Annotated in this window: 23 protein-coding genes; 10 read left to right on the forward strand and 13 right to left on the reverse strand. The window is 72.7% G+C overall.

Going from position 1 to position 24,102, the window contains the following annotated elements:
• The first annotated feature begins 43 nt into the window (after window positions 1-43).
• Window positions 44-919 carry an SIS domain-containing protein gene (locus ACFV7R_RS29370; protein WP_385268740.1) on the forward strand — a complete coding sequence of 292 codons (876 nt, stop codon included), beginning with the start codon at window positions 44-46 and terminating at the stop codon, window positions 917-919.
• A gap of 20 nt (window positions 920-939) precedes the next feature.
• Window positions 940-1,803 carry a ketose-bisphosphate aldolase gene (locus tag ACFV7R_RS29375; protein ID WP_385268742.1) on the forward strand — a complete coding sequence of 288 codons (864 nt, stop codon included), beginning with the start codon at window positions 940-942 and terminating at the stop codon, window positions 1,801-1,803.
• On the opposite strand, the gene ACFV7R_RS29380 is transcribed toward ACFV7R_RS29375, so the two are convergent.
• Complete coding sequence (locus ACFV7R_RS29380; RefSeq protein WP_385268879.1) at window positions 1,793-2,926, reverse strand: methyltransferase; 1,134 nt, start codon at window positions 2,924-2,926, stop codon at window positions 1,793-1,795. The two genes, ACFV7R_RS29375 and ACFV7R_RS29380, sit on opposite strands and share 11 nt — an antisense overlap.
• A gap of 69 nt (window positions 2,927-2,995) precedes the next feature.
• Here ACFV7R_RS29380 and ACFV7R_RS29385 point away from each other — a divergent pair, with 69 nt between their 5' ends.
• Window positions 2,996-3,733 (forward strand): alpha-ketoglutarate-dependent dioxygenase AlkB family protein, encoded by a 738-nt coding sequence (locus tag ACFV7R_RS29385; RefSeq protein ID WP_385268744.1) that lies wholly within the window; start codon window positions 2,996-2,998, stop codon window positions 3,731-3,733.
• Window positions 3,734-3,760: 27 nt separating this feature from the next.
• Window positions 3,761-5,005: an ROK family protein gene (locus ACFV7R_RS29390; protein WP_385268746.1), complete on the forward strand. Its 1,245-nt coding sequence runs from the start codon at window positions 3,761-3,763 to the stop codon at window positions 5,003-5,005.
• 3 nt (window positions 5,006-5,008) lie between these two features.
• On the opposite strand, the gene ilvY is transcribed toward ACFV7R_RS29390, so the two are convergent.
• Window positions 5,009-5,869 (reverse strand): HTH-type transcriptional activator IlvY, encoded by an 861-nt coding sequence (gene ilvY, locus ACFV7R_RS29395; protein WP_385268748.1) that lies wholly within the window; start codon window positions 5,867-5,869, stop codon window positions 5,009-5,011.
• Between the two features lie 90 nt (window positions 5,870-5,959).
• Between ilvY and ACFV7R_RS29400 the strand changes: the two genes are divergently transcribed.
• A complete protein-coding gene (locus ACFV7R_RS29400) occupies window positions 5,960-7,429 on the forward strand; it encodes a ketol-acid reductoisomerase (RefSeq protein WP_385268750.1) in 1,470 nt (489 codons plus the stop codon).
• Here the strand turns inward: ACFV7R_RS29400 and ACFV7R_RS29405 are convergent.
• The 4 genes from ACFV7R_RS29405 to ACFV7R_RS29420 form a co-directional block, all read right to left on the reverse strand.
• Complete coding sequence (locus ACFV7R_RS29405; protein WP_385268752.1) at window positions 7,426-7,857, reverse strand: tautomerase family protein; 432 nt, start codon at window positions 7,855-7,857, stop codon at window positions 7,426-7,428. The two genes, ACFV7R_RS29400 and ACFV7R_RS29405, sit on opposite strands and share 4 nt — an antisense overlap.
• A gap of 18 nt (window positions 7,858-7,875) precedes the next feature.
• Window positions 7,876-8,052 (reverse strand): DUF1272 domain-containing protein, encoded by a 177-nt coding sequence (locus tag ACFV7R_RS29410; RefSeq protein WP_129798371.1) that lies wholly within the window; start codon window positions 8,050-8,052, stop codon window positions 7,876-7,878.
• Between the two features lie 96 nt (window positions 8,053-8,148).
• Window positions 8,149-8,727: a DUF4865 family protein gene (locus tag ACFV7R_RS29415; protein ID WP_385268754.1), complete on the reverse strand. Its 579-nt coding sequence runs from the start codon at window positions 8,725-8,727 to the stop codon at window positions 8,149-8,151.
• Between the two features lie 37 nt (window positions 8,728-8,764).
• The gene (locus ACFV7R_RS29420) at window positions 8,765-9,337 is read right to left on the reverse strand and encodes a TetR/AcrR family transcriptional regulator (RefSeq protein ID WP_385268756.1); all 573 of its coding nucleotides are present in this window, start codon (window positions 9,335-9,337) and stop codon (window positions 8,765-8,767) included.
• Window positions 9,338-9,504: 167 nt separating this feature from the next.
• Between ACFV7R_RS29420 and ACFV7R_RS29425 the strand changes: the two genes are divergently transcribed.
• From ACFV7R_RS29425 to ACFV7R_RS29435, 3 genes are read left to right on the forward strand one after another with little or no spacing between them, the layout of a single operon-like run.
• Window positions 9,505-9,795, forward strand: a complete 291-nt coding sequence (locus tag ACFV7R_RS29425) for an SHOCT domain-containing protein (protein WP_385268758.1) — start codon at window positions 9,505-9,507, stop codon at window positions 9,793-9,795.
• Window positions 9,792-10,538, forward strand: coding sequence for an ABC transporter ATP-binding protein (locus ACFV7R_RS29430; protein WP_385268760.1), 747 nt, complete (start codon window positions 9,792-9,794; stop codon window positions 10,536-10,538). Before ACFV7R_RS29425 ends, ACFV7R_RS29430 begins: the two co-directional genes overlap by 4 nt.
• Window positions 10,535-13,096 (forward strand): ABC transporter permease, encoded by a 2,562-nt coding sequence (locus tag ACFV7R_RS29435; RefSeq protein WP_385268762.1) that lies wholly within the window; start codon window positions 10,535-10,537, stop codon window positions 13,094-13,096. The genes ACFV7R_RS29430 and ACFV7R_RS29435 overlap by 4 nt, the downstream gene beginning before the upstream one ends.
• 48 nt (window positions 13,097-13,144) lie before the next feature.
• Here ACFV7R_RS29435 and ACFV7R_RS29440 read toward each other — a convergent pair whose 3' ends face one another.
• Both ACFV7R_RS29440 and ACFV7R_RS29445 read right to left on the reverse strand, forming a co-directional pair.
• On the reverse strand, window positions 13,145-13,669 hold the full coding sequence (locus ACFV7R_RS29440; RefSeq protein WP_385268764.1) for an ATP-binding protein: 525 nt from the start codon (window positions 13,667-13,669) through the stop codon (window positions 13,145-13,147).
• 424 nt (window positions 13,670-14,093) lie between these two features.
• The gene (locus ACFV7R_RS29445) at window positions 14,094-14,417 is read right to left on the reverse strand and encodes a hypothetical protein (protein WP_129796417.1); all 324 of its coding nucleotides are present in this window, start codon (window positions 14,415-14,417) and stop codon (window positions 14,094-14,096) included.
• Window positions 14,418-14,724: 307 nt separating this feature from the next.
• Here ACFV7R_RS29445 and ACFV7R_RS29450 point away from each other — a divergent pair, with 307 nt between their 5' ends.
• Entirely contained in the window at window positions 14,725-15,849 is a 1,125-nt protein-coding gene (locus ACFV7R_RS29450) for a PLP-dependent cysteine synthase family protein (protein WP_385268766.1), read from the forward strand.
• 4 nt (window positions 15,850-15,853) lie between these two features.
• On the opposite strand, the gene ACFV7R_RS29455 is transcribed toward ACFV7R_RS29450, so the two are convergent.
• Window positions 15,854-16,324, reverse strand: coding sequence for an SRPBCC family protein (locus ACFV7R_RS29455; RefSeq protein WP_385268768.1), 471 nt, complete (start codon window positions 16,322-16,324; stop codon window positions 15,854-15,856).
• A gap of 57 nt (window positions 16,325-16,381) precedes the next feature.
• A complete protein-coding gene (locus ACFV7R_RS29460) occupies window positions 16,382-17,212 on the reverse strand; it encodes a DeoR/GlpR family DNA-binding transcription regulator (RefSeq protein WP_129797566.1) in 831 nt (276 codons plus the stop codon).
• A gap of 306 nt (window positions 17,213-17,518) precedes the next feature.
• On the opposite strand from ACFV7R_RS29460, the gene ACFV7R_RS29465 reads away from it, so the two are divergent.
• Entirely contained in the window at window positions 17,519-19,879 is a 2,361-nt protein-coding gene (locus tag ACFV7R_RS29465; RefSeq protein ID WP_385268770.1) for a hypothetical protein, read from the forward strand.
• A 16-nt stretch (window positions 19,880-19,895) separates the two neighbouring features.
• On the opposite strand, the gene ACFV7R_RS29470 is transcribed toward ACFV7R_RS29465, so the two are convergent.
• The 3 genes from ACFV7R_RS29470 to ACFV7R_RS29480 form a co-directional block, all read right to left on the reverse strand.
• Window positions 19,896-22,334: a right-handed parallel beta-helix repeat-containing protein gene (locus ACFV7R_RS29470; protein ID WP_385268772.1), complete on the reverse strand. Its 2,439-nt coding sequence runs from the start codon at window positions 22,332-22,334 to the stop codon at window positions 19,896-19,898.
• A gap of 156 nt (window positions 22,335-22,490) precedes the next feature.
• Window positions 22,491-23,093, reverse strand: coding sequence for a hypothetical protein (locus ACFV7R_RS29475; RefSeq protein ID WP_385268774.1), 603 nt, complete (start codon window positions 23,091-23,093; stop codon window positions 22,491-22,493).
• Between the two features lie 178 nt (window positions 23,094-23,271).
• Window positions 23,272-24,093, reverse strand: coding sequence for an MOSC domain-containing protein (locus ACFV7R_RS29480; protein WP_385268776.1), 822 nt, complete (start codon window positions 24,091-24,093; stop codon window positions 23,272-23,274).
• Window positions 24,094-24,102: the final 9 nt, after the last annotated feature.

The raw sequence follows: 24,102 nt of genomic DNA on the forward strand, positions 1-24,102 counted from the left end.
AGGGGAGTAACTTGCAAGAACAAACATCAGGGAGGGGTGTCGCATGACGCATGTCGAGGACGAGCTGCGCAGCCAACCGGAGTGCTGGACCCGCGCCGCGTCCCTGGCGGCGCGGCACGGGGGCGCGCTGCCCGCACCGGGGGAGCGGGCCGCGATCGTCGGCTGCGGCACGTCGTACTTCATGGCGCAGGCCGCGGCAGCCCTGCGCGAGGGCGCGGGGGAGGGCGAGACGGACGCCTTCGCGGCCTCGGAGTTCCCGTACGGCCGCCCGTACGACCGGGTCGTCGCCCTCACTCGCTCCGGCACCACCACCGAGGTGCTGGACCTGCTCGGAAAGGTGAGCGGCACCATCCGGACGACCGCGATCACCGCTGACCCGAGCACGCCGGTGACGGACGCCGCCGACGACGTCGTCGTCCTCGACTTCGCGGACGAACGGTCCGTCGTGCAGACCCGCTTCGCGACCACCGCGCTGACCCTGCTGCGCGCCCACCTCGGACTGCACACCGAGGCCGTCGTCGCCGACGCCCGCACCGCGCTGGCCGCCGAGCTGCCCGAAGGCCTCGTGGACTGCGGCCAGTTCACCTTCCTCGGCCGCGGCTGGACCGTGGGCCTGGCGCACGAGGCCGCCCTGAAGCTGCGGGAGGCGGCCCAGGCGTGGACCGAGTCCTACCCGGCGATGGAGTACCGGCACGGCCCCATCAGCATCACCACGCGCTCCACCGCGACCTGGATGCTCGGTGCGGCGCCGGAAGGGCTCCCCGAGCAGGTGCGGGCCACCGGTGGCCGATGGATGGCGGGCGGTCTCGACCCGCTCGCCGAGCTGGTCCGCGTCCAGCGGCTCGCGGTCGCCGTGGCCCAAGCCCGGGGCCTGGACCCGGACCGGCCCCGCCACCTCACCCGCTCGGTGATCCTCTGAGCCGCCCGCAAGGAGCAGCCGTGCCCCTCGTGACCACCGGTGCACTCGTCACCCGCGCGGCCGCGGCCCGAGCCGCCGTCGCCGCCTTCAACATCATCACCCTGGAGCACGTCGAGGCGGTCGTCGCGGGCGCCGAGTCCGTCGACGCACCCGTCGTCCTCCAGGTCAGCGAGAACGCGGTCAGGTTCCGTCACGGACGACTGCTCCCGCTCGCCCGCGCGGCCGTCGCCGCCGCCGAACGGGCCGCCGTACCCGTCGCGTTGCACCTCGACCATGTGCAGAGCGACGCCCTGCTGCGGCAGGCACCGGACGCCGGGTTCAGTTCCGTGATGTACGACGCGTCCCGGCTGCCGTACCAGGAGAACCTGGCCGCGACCCGGGCCGCCGCCGACTGGGCGCACGCCCAAGGGCTGTGGATCGAGGCCGAGTTGGGCGAGGTCGGCGGCAAGGACGGACGGCCGCCGCTGGACGCCCACGCGCCCGGCGCGCGCACCGACCCCGCCGAGGCCCGCGCCTTCGTCACCGACTCCGGCGTGGACGCCCTGGCCGTCGCCATCGGCAGCACGCACGCCATGACCACCCGCACCGCCACCCTCGACCGCGCCCTCCTCACACGCCTCTCCGGCACCCTGGACGTCCCCCTCGTCCTGCACGGCTCCTCGGGCGTCCCGGACGAGGAACTGACGGCGGCGGTCGCCGGCGGCATCACCAAGGTCAACGTCGGCACCGCACTCAACCTCGCCATGACCGGCGCGATCCGGGAGTTCCTCACCGCCCACCCCGAGGCGGTCGACTCGCGCAGCTATCTGAGCGTGGGCCGGGAGGCGATGGCCCGGGCGGTGGCACGGATCATCACCACGCTCCGCCGGCCGACTACCGCTTGACGGCCTTCAGGACCACGAACTTCGGATCACTGGCGACCAGCGAGCTGTTGCCGAACAGCCGCCGCAGCTTGACGTGGTACCCGAGGTGCCGGTTGCCGATCACCCACAGCTCGCCGCCCGGCCGCAGCGCGCGCCGCGCGCCGGTGAACATCCGCCACGCCGTCGCATCGGTCGTCGCCTGGTGCGAGTGGAACGGCGGATTGTTCAGCACCAGGTCGACACTGCCGGAGGGCACCCCGGCCAGCCCGTCCCCGACCCGGAACTCGGCGTGCCCGGGCACGCCGTTCGCCTTGTACGTCGCCTCCGCCGACGCCGCGGCCTGGAACGACTCGTCGACGAACAGCACCTCGGCCTCGGGGTTCGCCACCGCCACCGCCGTACCGACGACACCGTTCCCGCAGCCCAGGTCCACGACCCGCCGCGGACCGCGCGTGTCCGGCAGATGGTTCAGCAGGAAGCGGGTGCCGATGTCCAGCCGGTCGGCGCAGAAGACGCCCGCATGGTTGACGACGGTGTGCCCGGACACCGGACCGATGCCGCCGGGCAGCACGTAGCTGTACGGCCAGGGGTTGGCGGGCCGGACGAGGGACGGATCCGGCGTGCAGAAGACCAGCCGGGCCTTCTTCTCGGCGAGCGAGGTACGGGTCGGGCCGAGGATCCGCTCGAACAGGTTCAGCGTCGAGGTGTGGATCTCCTTCACCATGCCGGTGCCCACGACGACCGTGCCCGGGTGCACGGCGGGCGCCAGCCGCAGCAGCTGGTCCTCCAGCAGCGCCAGGCTCTTCGGCACCCGCACCAGCAGCACGTCCACCCGGTCGGGCGGCGGATCCTGGGTGGTGAGCAGACGCACCGTGCCGGGCTCGACGCCGTCCCGGGCGAGGTTCGCGCGGGTCGCCTCCTGCGTCAGGAACGAGTCCGTGATCTGCACCGGCCCGTGCGCCGCCAGCGCGGTCACCAGCGCGCCCCAGCGGTCGCCGAGCACCACGACCGTGCCGGACAGCGGCACGCCCTCGCTCGCGAGGTGTCGCAGCAGGTACTCGTCGGAGGCGTCCCAGGCACGCAGGCGGTCGCGGGGGTCCTCGGGAAAGCGAGTCAGTGCGAGCTCGCCCCAGGGCGTCGTCATACGGTCGTTCATCGTGCGGTCAAGGCTAACCGAGCCGCAGCTCAGGGCCGGTGCGGGAGGATGGACGGCATGGAGGCCGAGCTGTTCCCCAGGGACCGTACAAAGATCGCGCCGGGCGCGGTGCATGTGCCGGACTGGCTCGGCGCGGAACGCCAGCGCGAGCTGCTGAGCGCCTGCCGGGAATGGGCGCGCCCGCCAGCGGGACTGCGCACGGTCCGCACGCCCGGCGGTGGCACGATGACCGCCCGCCAGGTCTGCCTGGGCCTGCACTGGGGCGTTGTACGGAGATGCCCGAACTGCGGTCGAGCCGTACGGGACAACCCCGAGTGCCCTGGCCGGCACGGGTACCCGTACGTCTACGCCCGCACGGTCGTCGACGGAGACGGCGCCCCCGTGAAGCCGTTCCCGGCGTGGCTCGGTGAGCTGGGCCGGCGCGCGGTGGCCGACGCGCTCGGCGCGGAGGCGGCCACGGGAGCCGCGTACGACATCGCGCTGATCAACTTCTACGACGGCGACGCCCGCATGGGCATGCACCGCGACAGCGACGAGAAGTCCGCCGCGCCGGTGGTGTCCCTGAGCCTCGGTGACACCTGCGTCTTCCGGTTCGGCAACACCGAGACCCGGGCCCGGCCCTACACGGACGTCGAGCTGCGCAGCGGTGACCTGTTCGTGTTCGGCGGGCCGTCGCGGATGGCGTACCACGGGGTGCCGCGGGTGCATGCCGGCACCGCACCGCCCTGGCTCGGCCTGGCCGGACGGCTGAACATCACCCTGCGGGTCAGCGGCTTCCCGGCGGACGCCGGCTGACGTGCGGATCATGGGAGACTCGCCCTCATGAGCGGCAAGGCGGACCCCCGGCCGGCGGGGGAAGGGACCACCTCGAGGACGCGACTGGACCGGGGGCGCGGCGCGCTCGGGCCCGCGTTGGAGCTCGTGCACACCGGGCGGGCCCCGACCCGGGCCGTGCTCACCGCCGAACTCGGCGTCACCCGGGCCACGGCCGGCGCGGTGGCCGCCGAGCTGGAGGCACTGGGGCTGATCCGGGTCGACGCCCGGCCGGGTGCCGCCGCCGGTTCCCAGGGCCGCCCCTCGCACCGGCTGGAGCTCGCCGAGGACGGGCCCGTGGCGCTGGCCGCGCAGGTGCACGCCGACGGGTTCCGGGCGGCACTGGTCGGACTCGGCGGGCGGATCGTGGCGACCGCGCCCGGCTGCGAGACCGTCGACGCCGATCCGGCCAAGGTGCTCGGGTCCGTCGTGGACGCCGGTGCGGAACTGCTGCGCGAGACCGGGCGGCGGTGCGTGGGCGCCGGTCTCGCGGTGCCGTCGGCGGTCGCGGAGCCGGAGGGCCTGGCGCTGAACCCCCTGCACCTGGCGTGGCCGGCGGGCGCGCCCGTGCGGGAGATCTTCGCCGAGTGCGTCCGCGCGGCCGGCGTCACCGGACCGGCCTTCGCGGCCAACGACGTCAATCTCGCCGCGCTCGCCGAGCACCGGCACGGCGCCGGGCGCGGCTCCCGCGACCTGCTGTGCGTGGCCACCGGGCACCGCGGCGTCGGCGGTGCGCTGGTGCTCGACGGGCGGCTGCACTCGGGCAGTTCGGGCCTCGCCCTCGAAGTCGGCCACCTCACCGTCAACCCCGAGGGCCGCCCCTGCCACTGCGGCAGCCGCGGCTGCCTCGACGTCGAGGCCGACCCGCTGGCCTTCCTCACGACGGCGGGCCGCGAGCCGGGCCCCGAGGTGTCCCTGCTCCAGCAGGCCAACGACCTGATCCGGCACGAGTACGACGCCCCCGGCGTGCGCGCTGCCGCAGAGGCGCTCATCGACCGCCTCGGCCTCGGACTCGCCGGCCTGGTGAACATCCTCAACCCCGACCGGATCATCCTCGGCGGCCTGCACCGCACCCTCCTGGACGCCGACCCCGACCGGCTGCGCGCGGTCGTCGCCGACCGCAGCCTGTGGGGCCGCAGCGGCGGCGTCCCCATCCTGGCCTGCTCCCTCGACCACAACAGCCTGGTCGGCGCCGCGGAGTTGGCGTGGCAGCCGGTGCTGGACGATCCGCTGGGGGCGCTGGCGACGGCGTGACGCCTACGGGGTCCGATCCGTCAGACTCCACAGCGCCGCCACCGCCGGGCGGCGCAGATCGGCCCGCCGGACGCACAGCCCGATCGGCAACGGCTCCGGCGGCGGACCAGGGGCGGGGATCGCCGACAGCCGGTCGTGCATCGAGCTGTGCTCCAGTACGAGGCGGGGGACCACGCCGGTGCCGAAGCCGAGGGCGACCAGCGTCAACAGTCCTTCGTGGCCGTCCGGTTCACCGGCCACCTCGGGAACCCGGCCGCGCGCCCGGAACCAGCGGTCGGCCGCCTCCCGGACCAGGCCCCGGTGCGGCAGCACGAAGGGCCCTTCCAGGCCGGAGTCCGGCCGGTCCCGGGCGGTCACGAAGACCAGCTCGGTGACCGCGACCGTCCGGCTCACCAGCGGCTCCGGCAGCCGCGCCGGGATCCCCGCGACCGCCACGTCCGCCTCTCCCTCGTCCAGCCGGGCCAGCGCGGCTGCCGCGTCTCCGGTGCGCAGATCCAGCCGTACCTGCGGATGCGTGGCGCGAAACGGCCCCAACAGGTCGGCCAGGAGTGCCTGACAGGCGGTCACCGTGGCGAACACCGTGAGACGGCCGGTGAGTTCGGCCGGGTCGGGATGCTCCTCGCGGTAGGAACGCCACAACTCCAGTGCCTGGACGGCGTAGGCACGGAAGCGATGCCCCTCCGCCGTCAGCGACACCCCGCGCGGACCCCGGTCGAACAGCCGGTGTCCGAGGTCCGCCTCCAGCCGCTGCACGGTCCGGGTCAGCGTCGCGGGACTCACATGACAGTCGAGGCTCGTCCGGCCGAAGTTCAGCGTCTGCGCCAGACGGAGGAAGAGGCGCAGCTCCCGGTGATCGTCGCGCATGCCCTTCGACCTCGCTGTTTCATTTGACGAAACGGTGCGCTGCATAAGTTGCGCTTGCTGCAACACCCGCGTGGAGCCTACAACTCGACCATGACCTCCACCACCTGCACCTCCCGCGTCTTCCCCCTCGAAACGATGAACGTGCCCGGCGGCACCGAGACCATCCTGCGCGGCGGCCGGCACCTCTTCCCGCTGCTGCCGCAGGCCTTCGCCGGCGTCCGCCGCATCGGCGTGATCGGCTGGGGCCCACAGGGCCGCGCCCAGGCCCGCAACCTGCGCGACTCCCTCGCCGGCACCGGCATCCGGGTGGCCGTCGGGCTGCGTCCCGGCTCCCGCTCGGCCGCCGACGCCCGCGCCCACGGCTTCACCGAGGAGGACGGCACGCTCGGCGACTGGCTCGCCGTCGCCGCCGAGAGCGACCTGGTGATCCTGCTGATCGCCGACGCCGCGCTCGCCGCCCACCACCCGGAGATCTTCGCCGTCCTGAAGCCAGGCGCCGTCATCGGCCTCTCGCACGGCTTCCTGCTCGGCCACCTGCGGGAGACGGGCGCCCAGTTCCCGCAGGGGCACGGGGTGATCGCCGTGTGCCCCAAGGGGATGGGTGACTCCGTGCGCAGGCTCTACGAGCAGGGCGCCGATATCAACGGCGCCGGAATCAACAGCAGTTTCGCCGTGCACGCCGACCCCGACGGCCGGGCCGTCGACCTCGCGCTCGGCTGGTCGGTGGCGCTGGGCTCGCCGTACACCTTCCGCACCACGCTCGACAGCGAGTACCTGTCGGACATCGTCGGCGAGCGTGCCATCCTGCTCGGCGCCGTACACGGCATCGTCGAGAGCCTGTACGCCCGTTACCGCCTCGCCGGGGACGACGAAGTGACGGCGTACGAGCGCTCGTGCGAGAACGTCACCGGCCCGATCGCCCGCACGATCTCCCGGGCCGGCCTGAGGGCGGTGCGCGAGGGCCTGGACGCCGTAGGCCGGGACGTCTTCGACCGCGCGTACACGGCGACCTACGGACCCGCGCGCGAGATCGTCGCCGAGATCTACGACGAGGTCGCCGACGGCACCGAGCTGCGCAGTGTGATCCTGGCCGAACAGCGGCTCGGGGCGCGCCCGATGAGCCGGATCGGCGGCTCGCCGATGTGGGCCGTGAGCGAGCGGGCGCACGCCCGGCGGGCCGAACGGGAGCTGCCCGTCGACCCGTTCACCGCCGGGGTGTTCGTCGCCACCATGACGGCCCAGGTCGACGAGTTCGCCGAGCGCGGCCACCCCTGGTCGGAGATCGTCAACGAATCCGTCATCGAGGCCGTCGACTCACTGTTGCCCTACATGCACGCCCGGGACGTGGCCTGCATGGTCGACAACTGCTCCCGCACGGCGCGCCTCGGCGCCCGCCGCTGGGGCCCGCGCTTCCAGGCGGCGTACGAGCAGATCGCCTACCCGGCCGCCGAACTCCCCGCGGGCATCGCTCTGTTGAGAGCCTTCGACACCCACCCCGTGCATGAGGCCCTGGCTGCGGCGGCAAAGCTCCGGCCGTCCGTGGACATTGCCGTGGCCTAGGACGACGGTCCGGTGAGGGCGGGGGAATCGACGGGCGCGGGGCTGTCGGCGTACTGCGCGACCCCCTCGCCGAACGACCAGTCGACGGGCTCGTTCTCGAGCAGGTTGACGAACACGTTCCGCGGCTCGGTCCCCGCGTACTCGTGGGCGAGTTCGGCTGTCCGCCGGAACAGCGCCTGCTTCTGCGCGGGTGTCCGCCCGGAGCGCATCGTGATCGTGACGAACACGAGGCCGTCGTCCCGGCGGATGCCGAGATAGCCGTCGTCGTAGCGCAGGGTGTTTCGGCTGCCGTCATGACCGACCAGCACCTGGAACCGGTCGTCGGCCGGAATCCCGATGGCCTCCACCAGGGCGTCGTGCACGGCACGGCCGAGGGCGTCCAGCCGCTCGGGGTCGGATCCGAGGGCATCGATGCGGACGAAGGGCATGTGTGGGGGTCCTCCTTGTCAGGAACGGCGAGGTCTGGGGACCAGCTCGCCACCGCAGTTGGGACAGACGTCCCGCATCGCTTCGCTGCACGGCACACAGAAGGTGCACTCGTACGAGCAGATGCGGGCGGGCGCGTCGAGCGGCAGCGCCGCCGTCTCGCAGCGCTCACAGCGATCGCGCATCTCCAGTGCCATGTCCTTGCCTTTCGTCACCTCCGCAGACCATGGCGGCCTGTCACCTCCCATTCTCTGCATGGTCGTCATGGCCGAAAGTGGCCGTTGGGTCAGAGATCAACATGATCGGGCCAGCCGATCGCGTCCCGGCGCGGACATGTGCAGCACCTCGAACACATCGCCCTCGGTCTTGGGCGTGTCGTGTTCCCACAGAGAGAAGTGGACGAGCTCCCAGTGACCTGTGTCCACGGCGGCCGCCGCCAGCACCGCACCGTCCTTGCCGGCCAGCCGCCCGGTCTCCCGCACCGCCTCCGCCATGACCTCGCTCAACAGTCCGTCGGTCGGAACCCGTTGGCGCCGCCGCACCGCTGTCCGCGCGAAGGAGTGGGCGGCGCCGCCCTCCTCGTACGCCAGCCCGGTCCACTGCCGGACCGACGGCCGCCCGAAGTCGTCGGCGATCCCTTGGAAGGGGCCTCCCCAGAGGAAGGAGTTCATGCCCGCCACGGTGTTCCAGAGATAGAACGGCGCGTACTGGTTGACCGGCGATCCGTGCACACCTCGCTCGCGCATCAGATACGTCTTGAAGCCCAGGCCCTGCCACTTGTCGAGCAGGTGCCCCTTGCGCGCGACGCGCCGGCGGATGATCTTCATGTCGTAGTCGGCGGGCAGAGTGAGTTCGTACTGCATCGCGTGCATCGGGCCGCCTTCCTGGCGCGGTGAGAGAGCCGCCTTCTCAGCGGGGTGAGAGAAGGGAGAGCAGACCCCGGACGCCCGCATCGAAGGCGGCGGGCGAACCGGACGCGCGGGCGAGGACGTAGCCGCCCTGGACGGTTGCGACGATCGTCGCCGCGATCGACTCACCGTCGAGCCCGGGCGCGAACTGGCCCTGCTCCTTGCCCTCCTCGACGATCCCGGCGAGCCGTTCACGCAGCCAGTCGATCGTCTCGTCGACGGGCGCCCGCAGGTCGTCGTCCGCGATGACGTCCGGGTCCATCGTCAGCCGCCCGATCGGACAGCCGCGCAGCACATCGCGCTCGCGCCGCAGATACGCCTCGATGCGCTCGTACGGCGTTCCCGGACCGTCGAGTACTCCCGCGGCGGTAGCCCGCATCTCCTCGGCGGTCCGCCGGATCGCGGCCAGGGCGAGATCCGGCTTCCCCTTGAAGTGGTGGTACATGCTGCCCTGCCCGGCGCCCGCGCGCTCCAGGATGGCTCTGGGGCTGGTGCCCACATAGCCGCGCTCCCACAGCAGTTCCCGGGTGGACTCGATCAGTCGGTCCGAGGTGCTCATGCCATCACTGTACATACTAGTAGTTACAGAAATCGAACCCTCTGGAGCAGCAAAACCGGCCCTGCGTACTCCTCGCGAGGTACCCGCACTGCCGCTGGCCGTACGACGACCCGGAACCCCCTGCGGCGCGAGTCTCGAGACATCGACGAAAGACCCGCTGAGACGACTGGAGATGACTCGAGATGCAGACCCTCGCACACTGGGACGGCGGCCCCGGCCCGTGGATCCTTCTCTTCCCGCTGATCTGGGCGGCAGTGATCGCCGGCGCCGTCACCGTTCTACGCCGTACCGCCTGGCGTGGCCGCCGCGCACCGTGGCGCGGCGTGGACGACAGCCGCCCGACCGGTGACTCGCCCATCGCCGTCCTCGGCCGCCGCTTCGCCTCCGGCGAGATCGACGAGGACGAGTACTGGCGCCGGCTGTCCGTCCTGGACGAGCAGTTCGGCCGTACGGGCAAGGGCGGCGTGGCATGACGACGACCGCCACCCGGACGGCCGCCCGGGTCGCCGACGCCGTGAAGGTCTACGGCGTCGGTGACACCGAGGTGCGGGCTCTGGACGGCGTGAGCGTCGGCTTTCCGGCCGGCCGTTTCACCGCGATCATGGGGCCCTCGGGCTCCGGCAAGTCCACCCTGATGCACTGCGCGGCCGGCCTCGACACGCTCACCTCGGGCAGCGCCCACATCGGCGACACCGAACTGGGCTCCCTCGACGACCGCCGCCTGACCCTGCTGCGCCGCGACCGCGTCGGCTTTGTCTTCCAGGCGTTCAACCTGGTGCCCACGCTGACCGTCGCCGAGAACATCAGGCTGCCGCTGGACCTCGCGGGCAGCCGGGGCGACACCGAGTGGATCGACGCACTGGTCGACGTGGTCGGCCTGCGCGGCCGGCTCCACCACCGGCCCGCCGAACTCTCCGGCGGACAGCAGCAACGCGTCGCGGTGGCCCGCGCGTTCGCCGGACGCCCGGACGTCGTGTTCGCCGACGAGCCGACCGGCAACCTCGACTCCCGCTCCGGCGAGGAGGTGCTGGGGCTGCTCGGCCGGGCCGTGCGCCAGACGGACCGCACGGTCGTCATGGTCACCCACGACCCGGTCGCCGCCGCCCACGCCGACGAGGTCGTCTTCCTCGCCGACGGACGCCTGGTCGACCGGATGGAATCCCCGACCGCCGACAAGGTCCTGGACCGCATGAAAGCCTTCGAGGTGCCGTCATGAACGCCTCCGTACGCCTGAGTGTGTCCTCGCTGCGCGCCCACAAGCGCCGCTTCGCCGGGACGTTCCTCGCGGTGTTCCTCGGCGTCGCCTTCCTCGGCGGGACGCTTGTCATGGGCGACACGCTGCGGGCCGGCTTCGACTCGATGTTCGGCAATGCGACCAGCGGCACGGACGCCGTCGTCCGCAGCGCCGACGCCATCACCACGCCCGGCGAGAGCCAGGGCGTGCGCCGACCGGTCGACGCCGATCTGGTGCGGCCGCTCGAGCGGGTTCCCGGCGTCGCGGCCGCCGTGCCGAACATCGAGGGCGCGGGCCAGCTCCTCGGCGCGGACGGCGAGCCCATCGGCGGGCAGGGCCCTCCCACCCTCGCCGGCAACTGGATCAGCGACCCTCAGCTCAACCCGTACGAACTCGCCGCAGGCCGCGCCCCGGAGAAGCACGGCGAGGTGGTGGTCAACCGTGGCACGGCCGAGCGGGGCGACCTGAAGATCGGAGACACCACGACCCTGCGCACCCCGGAACCGGTCCAGGTGACGATCGTCGGCCTGGCGACCTTCGGCGGCGAGGACGGCATGGCGCAGGTGACCTTCACCGGCATGACGCAGGCCGACGCGGAGAGGTACCTCACCGCACGACCGGGCGAGGCGGCGAGCATCCTGGTGCGGGCCGGTCCCGGAGTCGGCGAGCAGGAACTGGTCGACCGGCTGACTCCCGTGCTCCCCAAGGGGATCGAGGCCCTGACCGGTCAGGAGTCGGCCGAGGAGAACACCGAGATGATCTCCAGCCAGTTCCTGACCGTCTTCACGACTTTTCTGCTGGTGTTCTCCGGTGTCGCCATGCTGGTCGCGACCTTCTCCATCCACAACACCTTCGCGATCGTCGTGGCCCAACGAACCCGCGAGAACGCCCTGTTGCGGGCGCTCGGCGCCTCCCGCCGGCAGGTCACCGCGTCGACCCTCGTCGAGGCGAGCGCCGTGGCCGTGACCGCGTCGGCCGCCGGTCTCACGGGCGGCATCGGGATCGCCGCAGGGTTGCAGGCGCTGTTCCCGGCCATCGGATTCCCCTTCCCCGAGGGCCAACTGGTGATCAAGACGCTCTCCCTGGCCCTCCCACTCGCCGTCGGGATCGTGGTCTGCCTGGCCTCGGCGCTGCTGCCCGCCGTGCGCGCCGGCCGCACCGCACCCCTGGCCGCGCTGCGTGAGACCGCCGTCGACTCCTCCGGTGCCTCCCGCCTCCGCGCCGTCACCGGCACGGGGATCGCCGCCCTCGCGGTGGCACTGACACTCACCGGTGTCCTGGTGTCGCCGTCCGTGTGGCTGGCGGGCAGCGGTGCCGTTCTGGCCCTGGTCTCCTTCGTGGTCCTCGGCCCGGTCGCCTCCACCACCGCCGTACGGGTCCTGGGCGGCCCCCTCGACCGGCTGCGCGGCGTCACCGGCGGCCTCGCCCGGCGCAACGCCCTGCGCAGCCCGAAGCGGACGGCCGCCACGGCGAGCGCGCTGATGATCGGTGTCGCCGTCGTGTCGCTGTTCACCGTGTTCGGAGCGTCCCTGAAGGCGACGATGGACCAGACGGTGTCGCGGTCCTTCGCCGGCGATGTGGCGATCAGCACCCCGTCGTTCGGCGGGGGCGGCAGCGGGCTCAGCCCGGAGCTGGCCGGCGCGATCGGGCAACTCCCCGAGGTGGACACGGCCGTGGGCCTCGGCAGCGGCGTCGCCGAGGTCGACGGACAGGGGCGGGCGCTGACCGTCACCGACCCCGCCGCCCTGGAGCGCACCTTCGACCTCGGCGCCGTGCGGGGCTCCCTGGACGCCCTCGGCACCGACGGCATCGCGATCACCGAGAAGGAGGCCGACAAGCAGGACCTCACCCTCGGCGACACGGCCCGGCTCACCTTCACCGACGGCCGGAGCGAGACCTTCACCGTCCGCGCGGTGTACGGGCAGTCCGAACTCGCGGGGGACTACGTCGTCACCCGCGCCGCCTGGGCGCCGCACCGCATCCAGGACTCCGACACGCTCGTCGCGGTCTCCTTCAAGGACGGCGTGAGCACGGACGCGGGCAAGGCGGCGGTGGAGCGGGTCGCGGCCCGGTACGGCAACCCCGACGTCCAGACCCGTGACGAGTACGCGCAGTCGTCGGCCGGCGGCATCGACATGATGCTCACCCTCGTCTACGCGCTGCTCGCCCTCGCGGTGCTCATCGCCCTCCTCGGCATCGCCAACACGCTGACGCTGGCGATCCACGAACGCACCCGCGAACTGGGCCTGCTGCGGGCCGTCGGCCAGACACGTCCCCAGCTACGGGCCATGGTCCGCTGGGAATCCGTCCTGGTCGCCGCCTTCGGCACAGCGGGCGGGCTCGGCCTCGGCGCCTTCCTCGGCTGGGTGCTGGTGACGGCCTCCGACAGTGCGAGCGACAGCGCCTTCGCCTTCGCGATGCCGCCGGTGCAGCTTGCGGTTGTCGCGTTGGTGGGCCTCGCGGCCGGGGCGCTCGCGGGCCTGCGGCCGGCCCGGCGTGCGGCCCGACTGAACGTGCTGCGCGCCATCGCGGCGGAGTGACGGGCCTCGGTCCTGCGGTGACTTCGCCGAGGCCCTCTCACCGCCCGGTCAGCCGACAACGGCCGACCGGGCGGGAGCGTGTCCGGGCGTACGGCCGACGGGTTCGGCCTCCACGAACCCGGGTGCGGGCTCCGAGGCCGTGCGGCGGGCCGGGCGTGGGGGTGCCTTCACCGCGGGCGAGGCCGTCGGCAGCGTGAACCAGACGACCTTGCCCTGGTCACCGTCGGGCCGCACCCCCCAGCTCTCGCTCATCGCCGCCACCATCGCGAGACCGCGCCCGCAGGTGGCCAGCGGATCCGCGTCCGCCACCACCGGGAGGCGGGGGTCGCGGTCGCGCACCGAGACCATGAGCCGGTCGAGCAGCAGCTCGATCTCCACGGTGCACGTCTTGTCGGGTTGGGCATGCCGGTGGACGTTCGAGAGCAGTTCGGTCACACCGAGCGCCGCTCGGTCTATCAGGGCATCCAGATGCCAGTAGCGCAACTGCGCAGATACGATTCTGCGGACCTGGCCGATCCGCGACGGCAGGGCTTGGAGCTCCACCGTGCAGTGCCTGCGTGGGTGACTGATCACGGCTGCGACTCCCCGACGTGAGGTCCGGAAGAACACGGAGTTCGGATCCAGCAGCGCGCCTGCGTGAAACTGCCGCCTGCTGTCGTGGCCGGCGGCTGGTTCGCAGCGTTATCGCCGGTAAACCCAGAGTGACGTGAGACCAGAGTGACGCAGGGGGTCCAGCCGCGCAACTCGCGGCTGCGTGGCGGCCATGGCTCGTCCGATCGGTCTGCACGGCTCACGTCGACGTGGCCTGCACGACTCAGGCGGGCAGGGCTGTCACGGCTCACGTCTGTGGGGCCCCCCCACGGCCCACCGCCGCCGGCCGGCCACCGAGGGCCACCGCGGCTCGGCCGCCCTGCGCCCCCTCGCCTCGCTCGCCCGGCGCCACCGCGGCTCGGCCACCCACCGTCACCCCCGCCGGGCCGCCCCGCCCCGGCGGCGCTCAGCCGTCACGGCGTGCCGCCCTGCGTACGGCCTCGATGAAGCGGCGTGCCGCGGGCGGTCCCGGCTCGCCCGGTGCGGGGTCGTGCTCGCCCAACGTCAGTGAGTAGCGCTTGCCGTTGAGGTCGGCCAGCGCGCGTGCCCCGGAGGCGAACCAGGGCTTCGACGCCCGCACCGCCTGCACCGGTGCGCTGTCGATCTCGCTTCCGTAACTGGTGAGCAACTCCAGCCTGCCGTCGCTGATCCGGACCTGCCCGGCCCGGGTGAGGGAGCGCAGGCCCTTACCGATCCGCACCCCCATGGCCGTGAACTCCGGCTCCGCCATGCCCTCCTGCCCCCTCCTCGCGCGTGGCTTCCTGCCCGGCGTTTTCGTCCCGCGCGGTGCAGTCTGCCCGTCACCGAAGTCGCGCACCAGTGCGCACGTCACCCGGGCATAGGCCACCCGGAGCACTCGCGCGAATGCGCCCCCGAGGGCTTCCGCCGGGGGTGGCGCGCAACGGTCCGCCGCGCCCCCAGGGGTGTCTTTGAGCTGCTCAAAGATGCGTTTATGCAGGTGAGAAGCGTGCGGAAGCCTGTTTATGATCGGTGTACCGGCCGCGCCACCCGCCGGACAGGCCCTAAGGAGCCCCGCCGTGACCACCCCCCAGCAGACCAGGACCGGCGCCACCCTCGACGTCGACCACAGCGACACGGTCTACCGCGGCTGGCTGAAAGAGGCCGTCCGCAAGGTGCAGGCCGACGCCAACCGTTCTGCCGACACCCACCTCCTCCGGTTCCCGCTGCCGGACCACTGGGGCATCGACCTGTACCTCAAGGACGAGTCGACCCATCCCACCGGCAGCCTGAAGCACCGGCTCGCCCGCTCGCTCTTCCTCTACGGCCTGTGCAATGGCTGGATCCGGCCGGGCCGCCCGGTGATCGAGGCCTCCAGCGGCTCCACGGCGGTCTCCGAGGCGTACTTCGCGAAGCTGATCGGCGTGCCCTTCATCGCCGTCATGCCCCGCACGACGAGCGCCGAGAAGTGCCGCCTGATCGAGTTCCACGGCGGGCAGTGCCATTTCGTGGACGACCCGCGCACGATGTACGAGGAGTCCGCCCGCCTCGCGGCCGACACGGGCGGCCACTACATGGACCAGTTCACCTACGCGGAACGGGCCACGGACTGGCGCGGAAACAACAACATCGCCGAATCCATCTTCCGCCAGCTGGAGTTGGAGCGGTTCCCGCAGCCCGCGTGGATCGTCGCCACGGCCGGCACCGGCGGCACCTCCGCGACCATCGCGCGCTACATCCACTACATGCAGCACGACACGCGCGTGTGCGTCGCCGACCCGGAGAACTCGTGCTTCTTCGAGGGCTGGACCACCGGCGATCCGGACGTCACCTGCGACTCCGGCTCCCGCATCGAGGGCATCGGCAGGCCACGTATGGAACCGAGCTTCGTGCCCGGCGCCATCGACCGGATGATGAAGGTGCCCGACGCGGCCGGCGTCGCCGCCGTGCGCGCCCTGGAGCAGGCCATCGGCCGCAGGGCGGGCGGCTCGACCGGCACCGGTCTGTGGAGCGCCCTGAAGATCGTCGCCGAGATGGTGGCGGACGGGCGTACGGGCAGCGTGGTCACCCTGCTGTGTGACCCCGGGGACCGCTACCTGGACAAGTACTACTCGGACACCTGGCTCGCCGAGCAGGGCCTGGACATCACGCCGTACACGGCGGCGATCGGGACACTGCTCGCCACGGGCCGCTGGCCGGACTGAGCGCTCACCGTGCGAGCCGCCGGTCCAGCGCCGTCACGGCGTCCTTGAACGCGCGCCCCAGGCCCGCCCGCGCCAGCCCGAGCACGAGGCGGAACACCGGCGTCCCGTCGGCGGCGAACGTCCACTGCACGCGCGTGCCGGCACCGGCCGGCGTGAGCCGCCACTCCTCGACGAGCGCACGGGCCCCCGGCGTGTTGGTCTCGTCGACGCGGTACGCGTACACCTCGGGCTCCTTGGCCACCAGGATCGTCTCCGCGAACCGCGTACCACCCTTGAGCCGGATCTCCCGTCCGGCGCCGTCGTCGGTGGGCCGGGCCAGCGTCACTGCCGAGAACCACTGCGTCCAGCCGGGCACGTCCTCGGCGAGCGCACGGAAGACCGTCTGAGGGGGAGCGGTGATCTCGCGGGCGAAGACCAGCCGTACGGGCGCGGCCCGGACGAAGTCGGCCTCCACCGGACGCAGACGGCGAGCCATGCGAAACCCCCTGTACGGCGGGCGGGGACAGGGCAGCCCACCATAGCTGGCGGCCCGTCAGAGGTCTTCCGCGTCCTCCTCCTCGCCCGCCACCACCAGGTGCCGCAGATGCTCGGAGATCTCGGCCCGGGCATCGGCGGGCAGCCCCGAGTCGGTGACCAGCGTGTCGACCTGCTCCAGCGTGGCGAAGGAACTCAGGCCCACCGTGCCCCACTTGGTGTGGTCGGCGACCACCACGACCCGCCGCGCCGACTGCACCAGGCGCCGGTTGGTCTCCGCCTCCGCGAGGTTCGGCGTCGACAGGCCGGCCTCCATCGATATCCCGTGCACTCCGAGGAACAGCACGTCGAAGTGGAGCGTCGCGATCGCCTGGTCGGCCACCGGCCCCACCAGCGAGTCGGACGGGGTGCGCACGCCGCCCGTCAGCACCACCGTGGCCGCGCCCTGGCGCTGGCCCGAGGAGCGCTGCGCCGCGTGGAAGACATCGGCGACCCGCACCGAGTTGGTGACGACGGTGAGATCGGCCACCTCGATCAGGTGGTGCGCCAGCGCATACGTCGTCGTACCGCCCGACAGTGCGATCGCCGAGCCCGGCGCGACCAGCTGCGCCGCGGCCTTGGCGATGTCCTCCTTGGCGGTGAGCTCCAGCCCCGACTTGGCCTCGAAGCCCGGCTCGTGTGTGCTCGCCTCCGCCACCGGGACCGCGCCGCCGTGGACCTTCTCCAGAACGCCCTGGCGGGCCAGCGCGTCGAGATCGCGGCGGACCGTCATGTCCGACACGCCGAGCTTGCGGGTCAGCTCGTTGACGCGGACGCCGCCGCGGCGCCGCACCTCGTCCAGGATCAGGGCGCGCCGCTGCTCCGCGAGGAGGTTCTGATTCTCACTCACGTACGCTCCGGTCCTTTCCTCAAGCCCGTCCGACATGCCCTCGCACCCGCTCCGACAAGGACATTCTCCCTGCCCCGGTGCGTTGGCGTCCCATATTCCCACGGGTCGGCCCGGGACACGCCACCGGCTGCCCCGACGCGAACATGCCACTCATGGCCTTGTCCTTTCATCCTTTGCCATCCTTTGCCTGTCTGTCACACGGATCGGGGAGATTCGGTGAGGAGAGGTGTGGGCGGGGCGTCCAGCGGAGATCCTTGAGCCCGCACCGACAGATGCCAACGGCAGGTCACGGGGGAAGTGCAAGAAGTGGAACGTGCGCAGGAACGTGCGTGGAGCGACGGGACGACCGGGTCCGCCGAGCGGCCCGATCATGCCGGGGCCGCCCTGGAACTGCTGGTCCACGGGGTGGGCGGTGCCACACCCGAGCACATGCTGGACGACCCGCGCACGGTGCGGATCTCCGGCGACGACACCGCGGCCGTCTTCCGGCGCGCCGACGACGTCGAGGTCGAGACCCGCACCGACACCGCCGAGCCGGACGAACGGGCCGGCCATGCCGCCGGACGGCCGGTGCCCGAGGCGTACGTCTGGTCCAACCTCACCTCCGGCAACAGCGCCCGCGCCCTGTGGCTGCTGTTACTGCCGTTCATGGTGGCCAACCTCGCGCACTGGATGCGCCCGACCGCGCGGGGCCGCGTCCGGACCGTGCGGCTCTACGGGCTGCTGGTCCGACTCGTGGGACTGACCCTGACGGTGCTGCTCGTCGCGGCCGCCTGCGAGGTCGCCCTGGACCTGACCGCCTGGCAGTGCGCGGGCACGCACTCCTGCGCCGAGCGGCATTCCTGGCTGGGCTTCCTGTCGCCCACGGAGTCCGACGGCGGCTGGTGGAGCCCGCCGGGCCGCAGGCTCGCCCTGGCGTCCCTGGTGCCCGCCGCCCTGGTCGGCCTGCTGTGGTACCTCTCCCTGCGGACCTGGGCCGCGTACGAGTCCGAGCAGCCGCTGTCGCGCACCCCCGAGGACGAGGAGGACACCGGCCGCACCTCACTGGGCCGCCCCGGCTTCTGGTACGGCCGGCGCCTGGTCGCCCGGCTGCGCGGCGCGCACACCGCCGCGGGCCTGCTCACGGTGGCCGCCGCGGTCGCCGGCGCCGCCGCCCGGTACGACCGCGAACCCGGCGGACCGACCGTCCTGGAGACGCTGGGACGGCTGCTGGAGACGGCACTGGTGATCGGCGCGGCCCTCGTCGTGTGGGCGGTCTGCCGACGGGGCCGCAGCGAGCAGCACCTCGACCAGGGACTCGATGCGCCCCTCGTACGACACCTCCCGCTCGGCGCCCTCGCCCTGTTCGCCCTCAGCCTGGTCTACGCGGGGTGGGAGCGCCCTGAGTGGGAATCCGACGGTCGGCTGCCGGGCGATGCGACCTTCGGCGGCATCGCCCTCGTACAGGGCCTGCTGGTGATCGTCCTCGGCGTGGTCGCCCACCTCCTCCACCGCAGCGCTCCCGACCCGCGTGCCGCGATGCGCGGCCTGGCCGGGCCCGCCGTCGCGATGCTGGCCTGCGCCCTCGGCGCCGTGATGTCCGGCGGCGTGTCCCAGCGGGTGGCCGACTGGCTGGACGGCACCCGGGCCGCCATCCCCGGTGCGCCGGTCCTGCTGACCTGGCAGGCGTCCGTGATCCCGCCGCTGCTGGTGGTCCTGCTCGGCCTGTGCGGCTGGCAGGCGTGGCGCACGCTGGGGCTGGCCCGCGCGGAGCGCGCCGTGGTGGAACGCACCTATCCGGGGGAGTCCAAGGACCCCGACCGCACCCGCCGGATCGCACGCACCCGCGCCATGGCCACGCTCACCGACCGCGGGCCCCTCTTCGTCGCCGCGACCTCCACCGTCGGCCTGCTCCTGGGCACCGGGGCTCTGGTCGGTGCCATGGCCACGGAGCAGACCCCGAGCCGGGCCGCCGAGCACACGCACCCCTTCGTCCACGGTGCCGCGGAGACCGCCCAGGCCCTCGGCTCCTGGCTGATCGGGCTCGGCTTCATCCTCTTCGTCACCTGGGGCCGGCGCGCCTACAAGGACGCCTCCGCCCGGCGCACCATCGGCATCCTCTGGGACGTCGGCACCTTCTGGCCGCGCGCCGCGCACCCCTTCGCCCCGCCCTGCTACGCCGAGCGGGCCGTGCCCGACCTGACCTGGCGGATCACCACCTGGACGCGCACCACCGGCGGACGCCTGGTGATCTCCGGCCACTCCCAGGGCAGCGTCCTCGCCGCCGCCGCGGCCTGGCAGCTGACCCCGACCGTGCGCAAGCGGGTCGCCCTGCTGACGTACGGCTCTCCGCTGGAGCGCCTGTACGGCCGCTGGTTCCCCGCCCACTTCGGCCCGGCCGCGCTCACCGCCCTGCACCACGACGTCGACTGCTGGGCCAACCTGTACCGGCTCACCGACCCGATCGGCGGCCCCGTCCGGCTGCCCGACGACAGCGAACCCGAGGTCGACCGCGAGCCGTTGCAGGACCCGCTGGCCCACGGCCGCACCGACCTTCACCCGCTGCCCGCCCCCGTCCTCGGCCACTCCGAATACCAGGCGGACCCGGCCTTCGGCGCCGAACGCGCCCGCCTGCTGGCCCGACTGCGCCCGGAGGTGCCGGCGCAGCGCCCGGAGGGCGGCTCCTAGGTGGTGTGCCCGGCGGTCACAGCAGGTCCGGCAGATCCTCCGCGTACAGCAGGGTCAGGTCGTCCGTGCTCGGTTCGTCGAGCTGGGCGACCCGGCTCGCATGGCGCTCCACCATCGCCTCGAAGGTCTGCCGGGCGGTACGGCCGTTGCCGAAGGCGGGGCCCTTCGGGATCGCGGTGAAGTACTTCAGTACGGCCTCCGCCGCACCCGGCGCCAGCCGGTACTCGTGCTCGTCCGCCTGCTGCTCCACGATCCGCAGCAGCTCGTCGGGGGCGTAGTCGCTGAAGGTGATGGTGCGTGAGAAGCGGGATGCCACACCGGGGTTGACGGACAGGAACCGTTCCATCTCGGCCGTGTAGCCCGCGACGATCACCACCACCGCGTCCCGGTGGTCCTCCATCAGCTTCACGAGTGTGTCGATGGCCTCCTTGCCGAAGTCACGGCCCGCGTCCTCCGGCGACAGCGCGTACGCCTCGTCGATGAACAGCACGCCGCCACGGGCCCGTTCGAATGCCTCCTGCGTGCGGATGGCGGTGGAGCCGATGTGCTCGCCCACCAGGTCCACGCGGGACACCTCGACCAGGTGGCCCTTGTCCAGGACGCCGAGCGAGGCGAGGATCTCGCCGTACAGCCGCGCGACCGTGGTCTTGCCGGTGCCGGGGGAACCCGTGAAGACCAGGTGCCGCTTGACCGACGCCGCCTTGAGGCCCGCCTGCTGCCGGCGCCGGCCCACCTCGATCATGTCGGTGAGGGCCCGCACCTCGCGCTTGACGCTCTCCAGGCCCACCAGCGCGTCGAGTTCACCGAGCACGGCCTTCGAGGTCCGGGCCGACTGCTCCGGCCGCGTGGCCGCCACGAGCGGCTCCTGCTCGGTGGTGCGCTGCCCGGGGATCGCGCCGAGCAGGGACGTCGGCTCACTCGCCGTCTGGACGAGGGGTCCTGGGGCGGCGGGCGTGCGCAGGCTCGCGCTCTCGTCGCTGGTGCAGTCCTCCACGACCGGTCCCGCACCGGACCCCGCGTCGGGACCGGGGTCCGCGAACTCGTAACCCCCGCGTGCGCAGCGCTCCGTACGGCACTTCCTGAGCGTCGTACGGCACCCGTCGATCACATGGAAGCCGTAGCCACCGCTGCCCCGCACCCGGCAGTTCAGGAAGCTGCCGCGGCCGCCCGCCGACACATAGAAGCCCGCTTCCGCGGGGGAGTCGACCGTGCACCGCTCGATGGTGGGGTCGGCGCCCTTGGTCACGATCACGCCGGTCTGGGTGCCGGCCACCGTGCAGTTGCTGAGGGTGCCGCCGCTGCCGTGGTCACGGAACCATGCGCCGGTCGCGGCGTCCTTGATGCGGCAGTCGTCGAGCTGTGCCGTCGCTCCGTCGCTGACGGACACCGCCGTGTTGCGCACCTGGGACAGGTCGCTGTCGACGACGTCCGCACGGGAGCCGCGGTCGAGCACGAACAGCGCGTCCGGCACGTCGTGCACCTGGCAGGAGTCGAGCACCACCGTCGCACCGTCGCTGACCCACACGGCCGGGTAGTCGCCGGTGCTGTCGAAGATCTCGCACTGGTTGGCGTCGACGCGTGTGCCCGGATCCCACACCGACAGGCCGTTGCGGCCGAACTGCCGCACGCTGGTGCGGGCCATCGTGAGGACGGAGCGGGAGCGCAGGTCGACCGCGTTCTCGGGGATGTCGTGGATTCGGCAGTCGGCGAGGGTGAGCACGGCGTCGGTGTCGAGAGTGACGCCGTCCGCGGTGGTGCGGTGCACATCGCATTCGGTGAGGTGCGCGGTGGCCCGGCCGGTGATCTGCACGCCGCTGCCACGGACCTCGTACACCTCGCAACCCACCGCCTCCAGCCCGGAGTTCTCACCGGTCGCGGTCAGACCCGAACCCGCGGCGTGGTGCACTCGGCAGCGCTCCAGGCGCGGACGGGCGCCGCCGCGCACCGCGACGCCGGCCTGTCCGGCCGCGACGACCTCGCAGTCCTCGAACACCCCGCCCCCGCCGTCGACGACGGCGATGCCGATGCCCGCCGGATTGTCGACGGTGCACCGCCGCACGGTCGGGCGTGCGCTGCCGCGCACCTCGATCCCGGCGGCGGACCGGGTGACGACCCGCACGTCGGTCAGCTGCGGCGTGCCCTCCTCGACGAGCAGCGCGGGCGCGGCCGCGTCCTGCCCCTCCACGTGCAGGTCCTGCACCACGGCCGCGGCGCGCACGGTCAGCGGCACCCCGTCGACGGGCGCGATGCGCACGGAGCCGGGCGAGCCCTCGGGTCCGCGCAGGGTCACCGCCCGCTGCACGACGAGGTTCTCCTGGTAGGTCCCGGGGGCGATGGTGAGCACGTCACCGTCGGCCGCGGCCTCCAGGGCGGCGGCGAGCGATGCGTACTCACCCGTGCGGCGCCGCCACCGCGATGTGCCGGTGTGCGTCACCTGGACCGTGCCCTGTGCCATGCGTTGCTGTGCCCCCACCTCGGTCGTACTGATGGCTCGTTCGCCTGCGAGGCGTCACAGCCCCTACGGCTCGCTCGCACGCGGGTTGATGCCGAAGTTCGGCCGGTCCACCGTAGCGTGCGCACGGACGGCGGGTTGACCGGAGCCGGAAGGCCGTCAGCTGCCGGTGCCGGTCCTGCCCCAGTCCGGGCCCGCCCGGTCCCAGGCCTGGTCCCAACGGGCGTACCGGCGACGGACCATGTGCCAGACGATCATCCGTCTGACACCCTCGACGAGGCCCGCGGTGAGCACGGCCGCGCCGAACCCGGCGAGGACGGCGTGTGTCGTCGCCGTGGCCGGGTCCAGCGGGCGGGCCACGGTGCGGCCGTGCCCGTCGGTCCACATCGTGAAGTGTTCGCCGGGCTCGGGGGTGCTGAGGTGCGTCATGACCGGTGCCCGGTGGTCGGTGCCGTCCGGTGCGGTCCAGTGCGCGAGCACGCGGGTACGGGTCTCCCGCGAGGCGGTCTCGGCGTCGAGGTCCAGGGGGGAGCGCTCCAACTCGCGGACGACGGTGGCCGTCACGAGATGACGGGACTGGCGCTGCTCCCGGACGGACCGCTGCATGGAGTCCTGCGCGACGGAGCCGACGAGGGAGCCGATCACGGGTGCGACGAGGAGGATGGCCAGCAGGGCGCCCAGGGCCACCCAGGCCTCGACCAGATCGGTCGTGCGGCGCAACGGATTGTGCCGCCAGCGCCAGAGGCCGCCGATAGCTCGCACGTCCCGCACCCCCTTCCCGCTCCGTGATAACCCCCCGATGGAGCCGTTCACCGCGGGCCCGGGCAAAGAGAGAGCGACATCACCTGGGCCCGGGGCCTCTCATGAACTTCTCACGACGGCTCAACGCGCAGGTCCGGCCCGGGGTTCCCGTCCGGCAGCGGGTCCCGGCGCATGTCACTCATTCGATGATGCGGACCGGGTCACCGACCCTGATCGTGCCCACGGACTGGGGTACGAGGTTCTGTCCGAAGACCAGCTTGCCGCCGATGCGGCGGTGCCGTCCGAGGGTGTGCAGGGGCTCCCGGCCGCGCTCGGCGGTGGACTGGTCGGTCGTGGTGACGACGCACCGCCCGCACATCTTGGCGACGCGGAAGGTCACCTCGCCGATGGCGATGTGCCGCCAGGCGTCCTCGGCCCAGGGGGCGGCGCCCGCGACGACCACGTTCGGCCGGAACCGGTTCATCGGCAGCGGGCCCTCGTCGGCGAGTCCGTTCTGCGCGATCAGCGAGTTGAGGGCGTCGAGGGAGGCTGCAGAGGTGAGGAGCAGCGGATAGCCGTCGGCGAACGTGACCGTCTCGCCGGGCAGCGCGTGGTCCGGATCGACGGGCCGGCGTACGGCGGGGTCGTCCATGTGGACGAGGCGGACGTCGGCACCGACGAACTCACTGCACCAGGCGTGCGCCGCGGCGTCGGCGAGGACGCCCTCCACCTTGTCGCGGAAGATCTGCAGCGTGAGCGTGCCGACCGGCTCGGGGACGGCCACGGTCAGCGGGTCCAGTCCGGGTGCGGACAGCCGGATGCCGCCGGGCACGAGCTCGGCGGCGGCCAGCGCGAGGCGCGGTTGCTGGCGTTGCGTGACGACCTTTCCCCCGTCGTCGATCAGCACCCAGCGTCGGTCTCCGGCCAGCCCCCAGGGCTCCACGACGGCCTGCCGGGGCGCAAGACCCCGGAACGCCTTGACCGGATGGACATGAATCGACTGCAGTACCACGTTCCCCATGGGGCCATC

This window comes from Streptomyces sp. NPDC059866 (assembly GCF_042731325.1).
Classification (GTDB): Bacteria; Actinomycetota; Actinomycetes; order Streptomycetales; family Streptomycetaceae; genus Streptomyces; species Streptomyces flavusporus.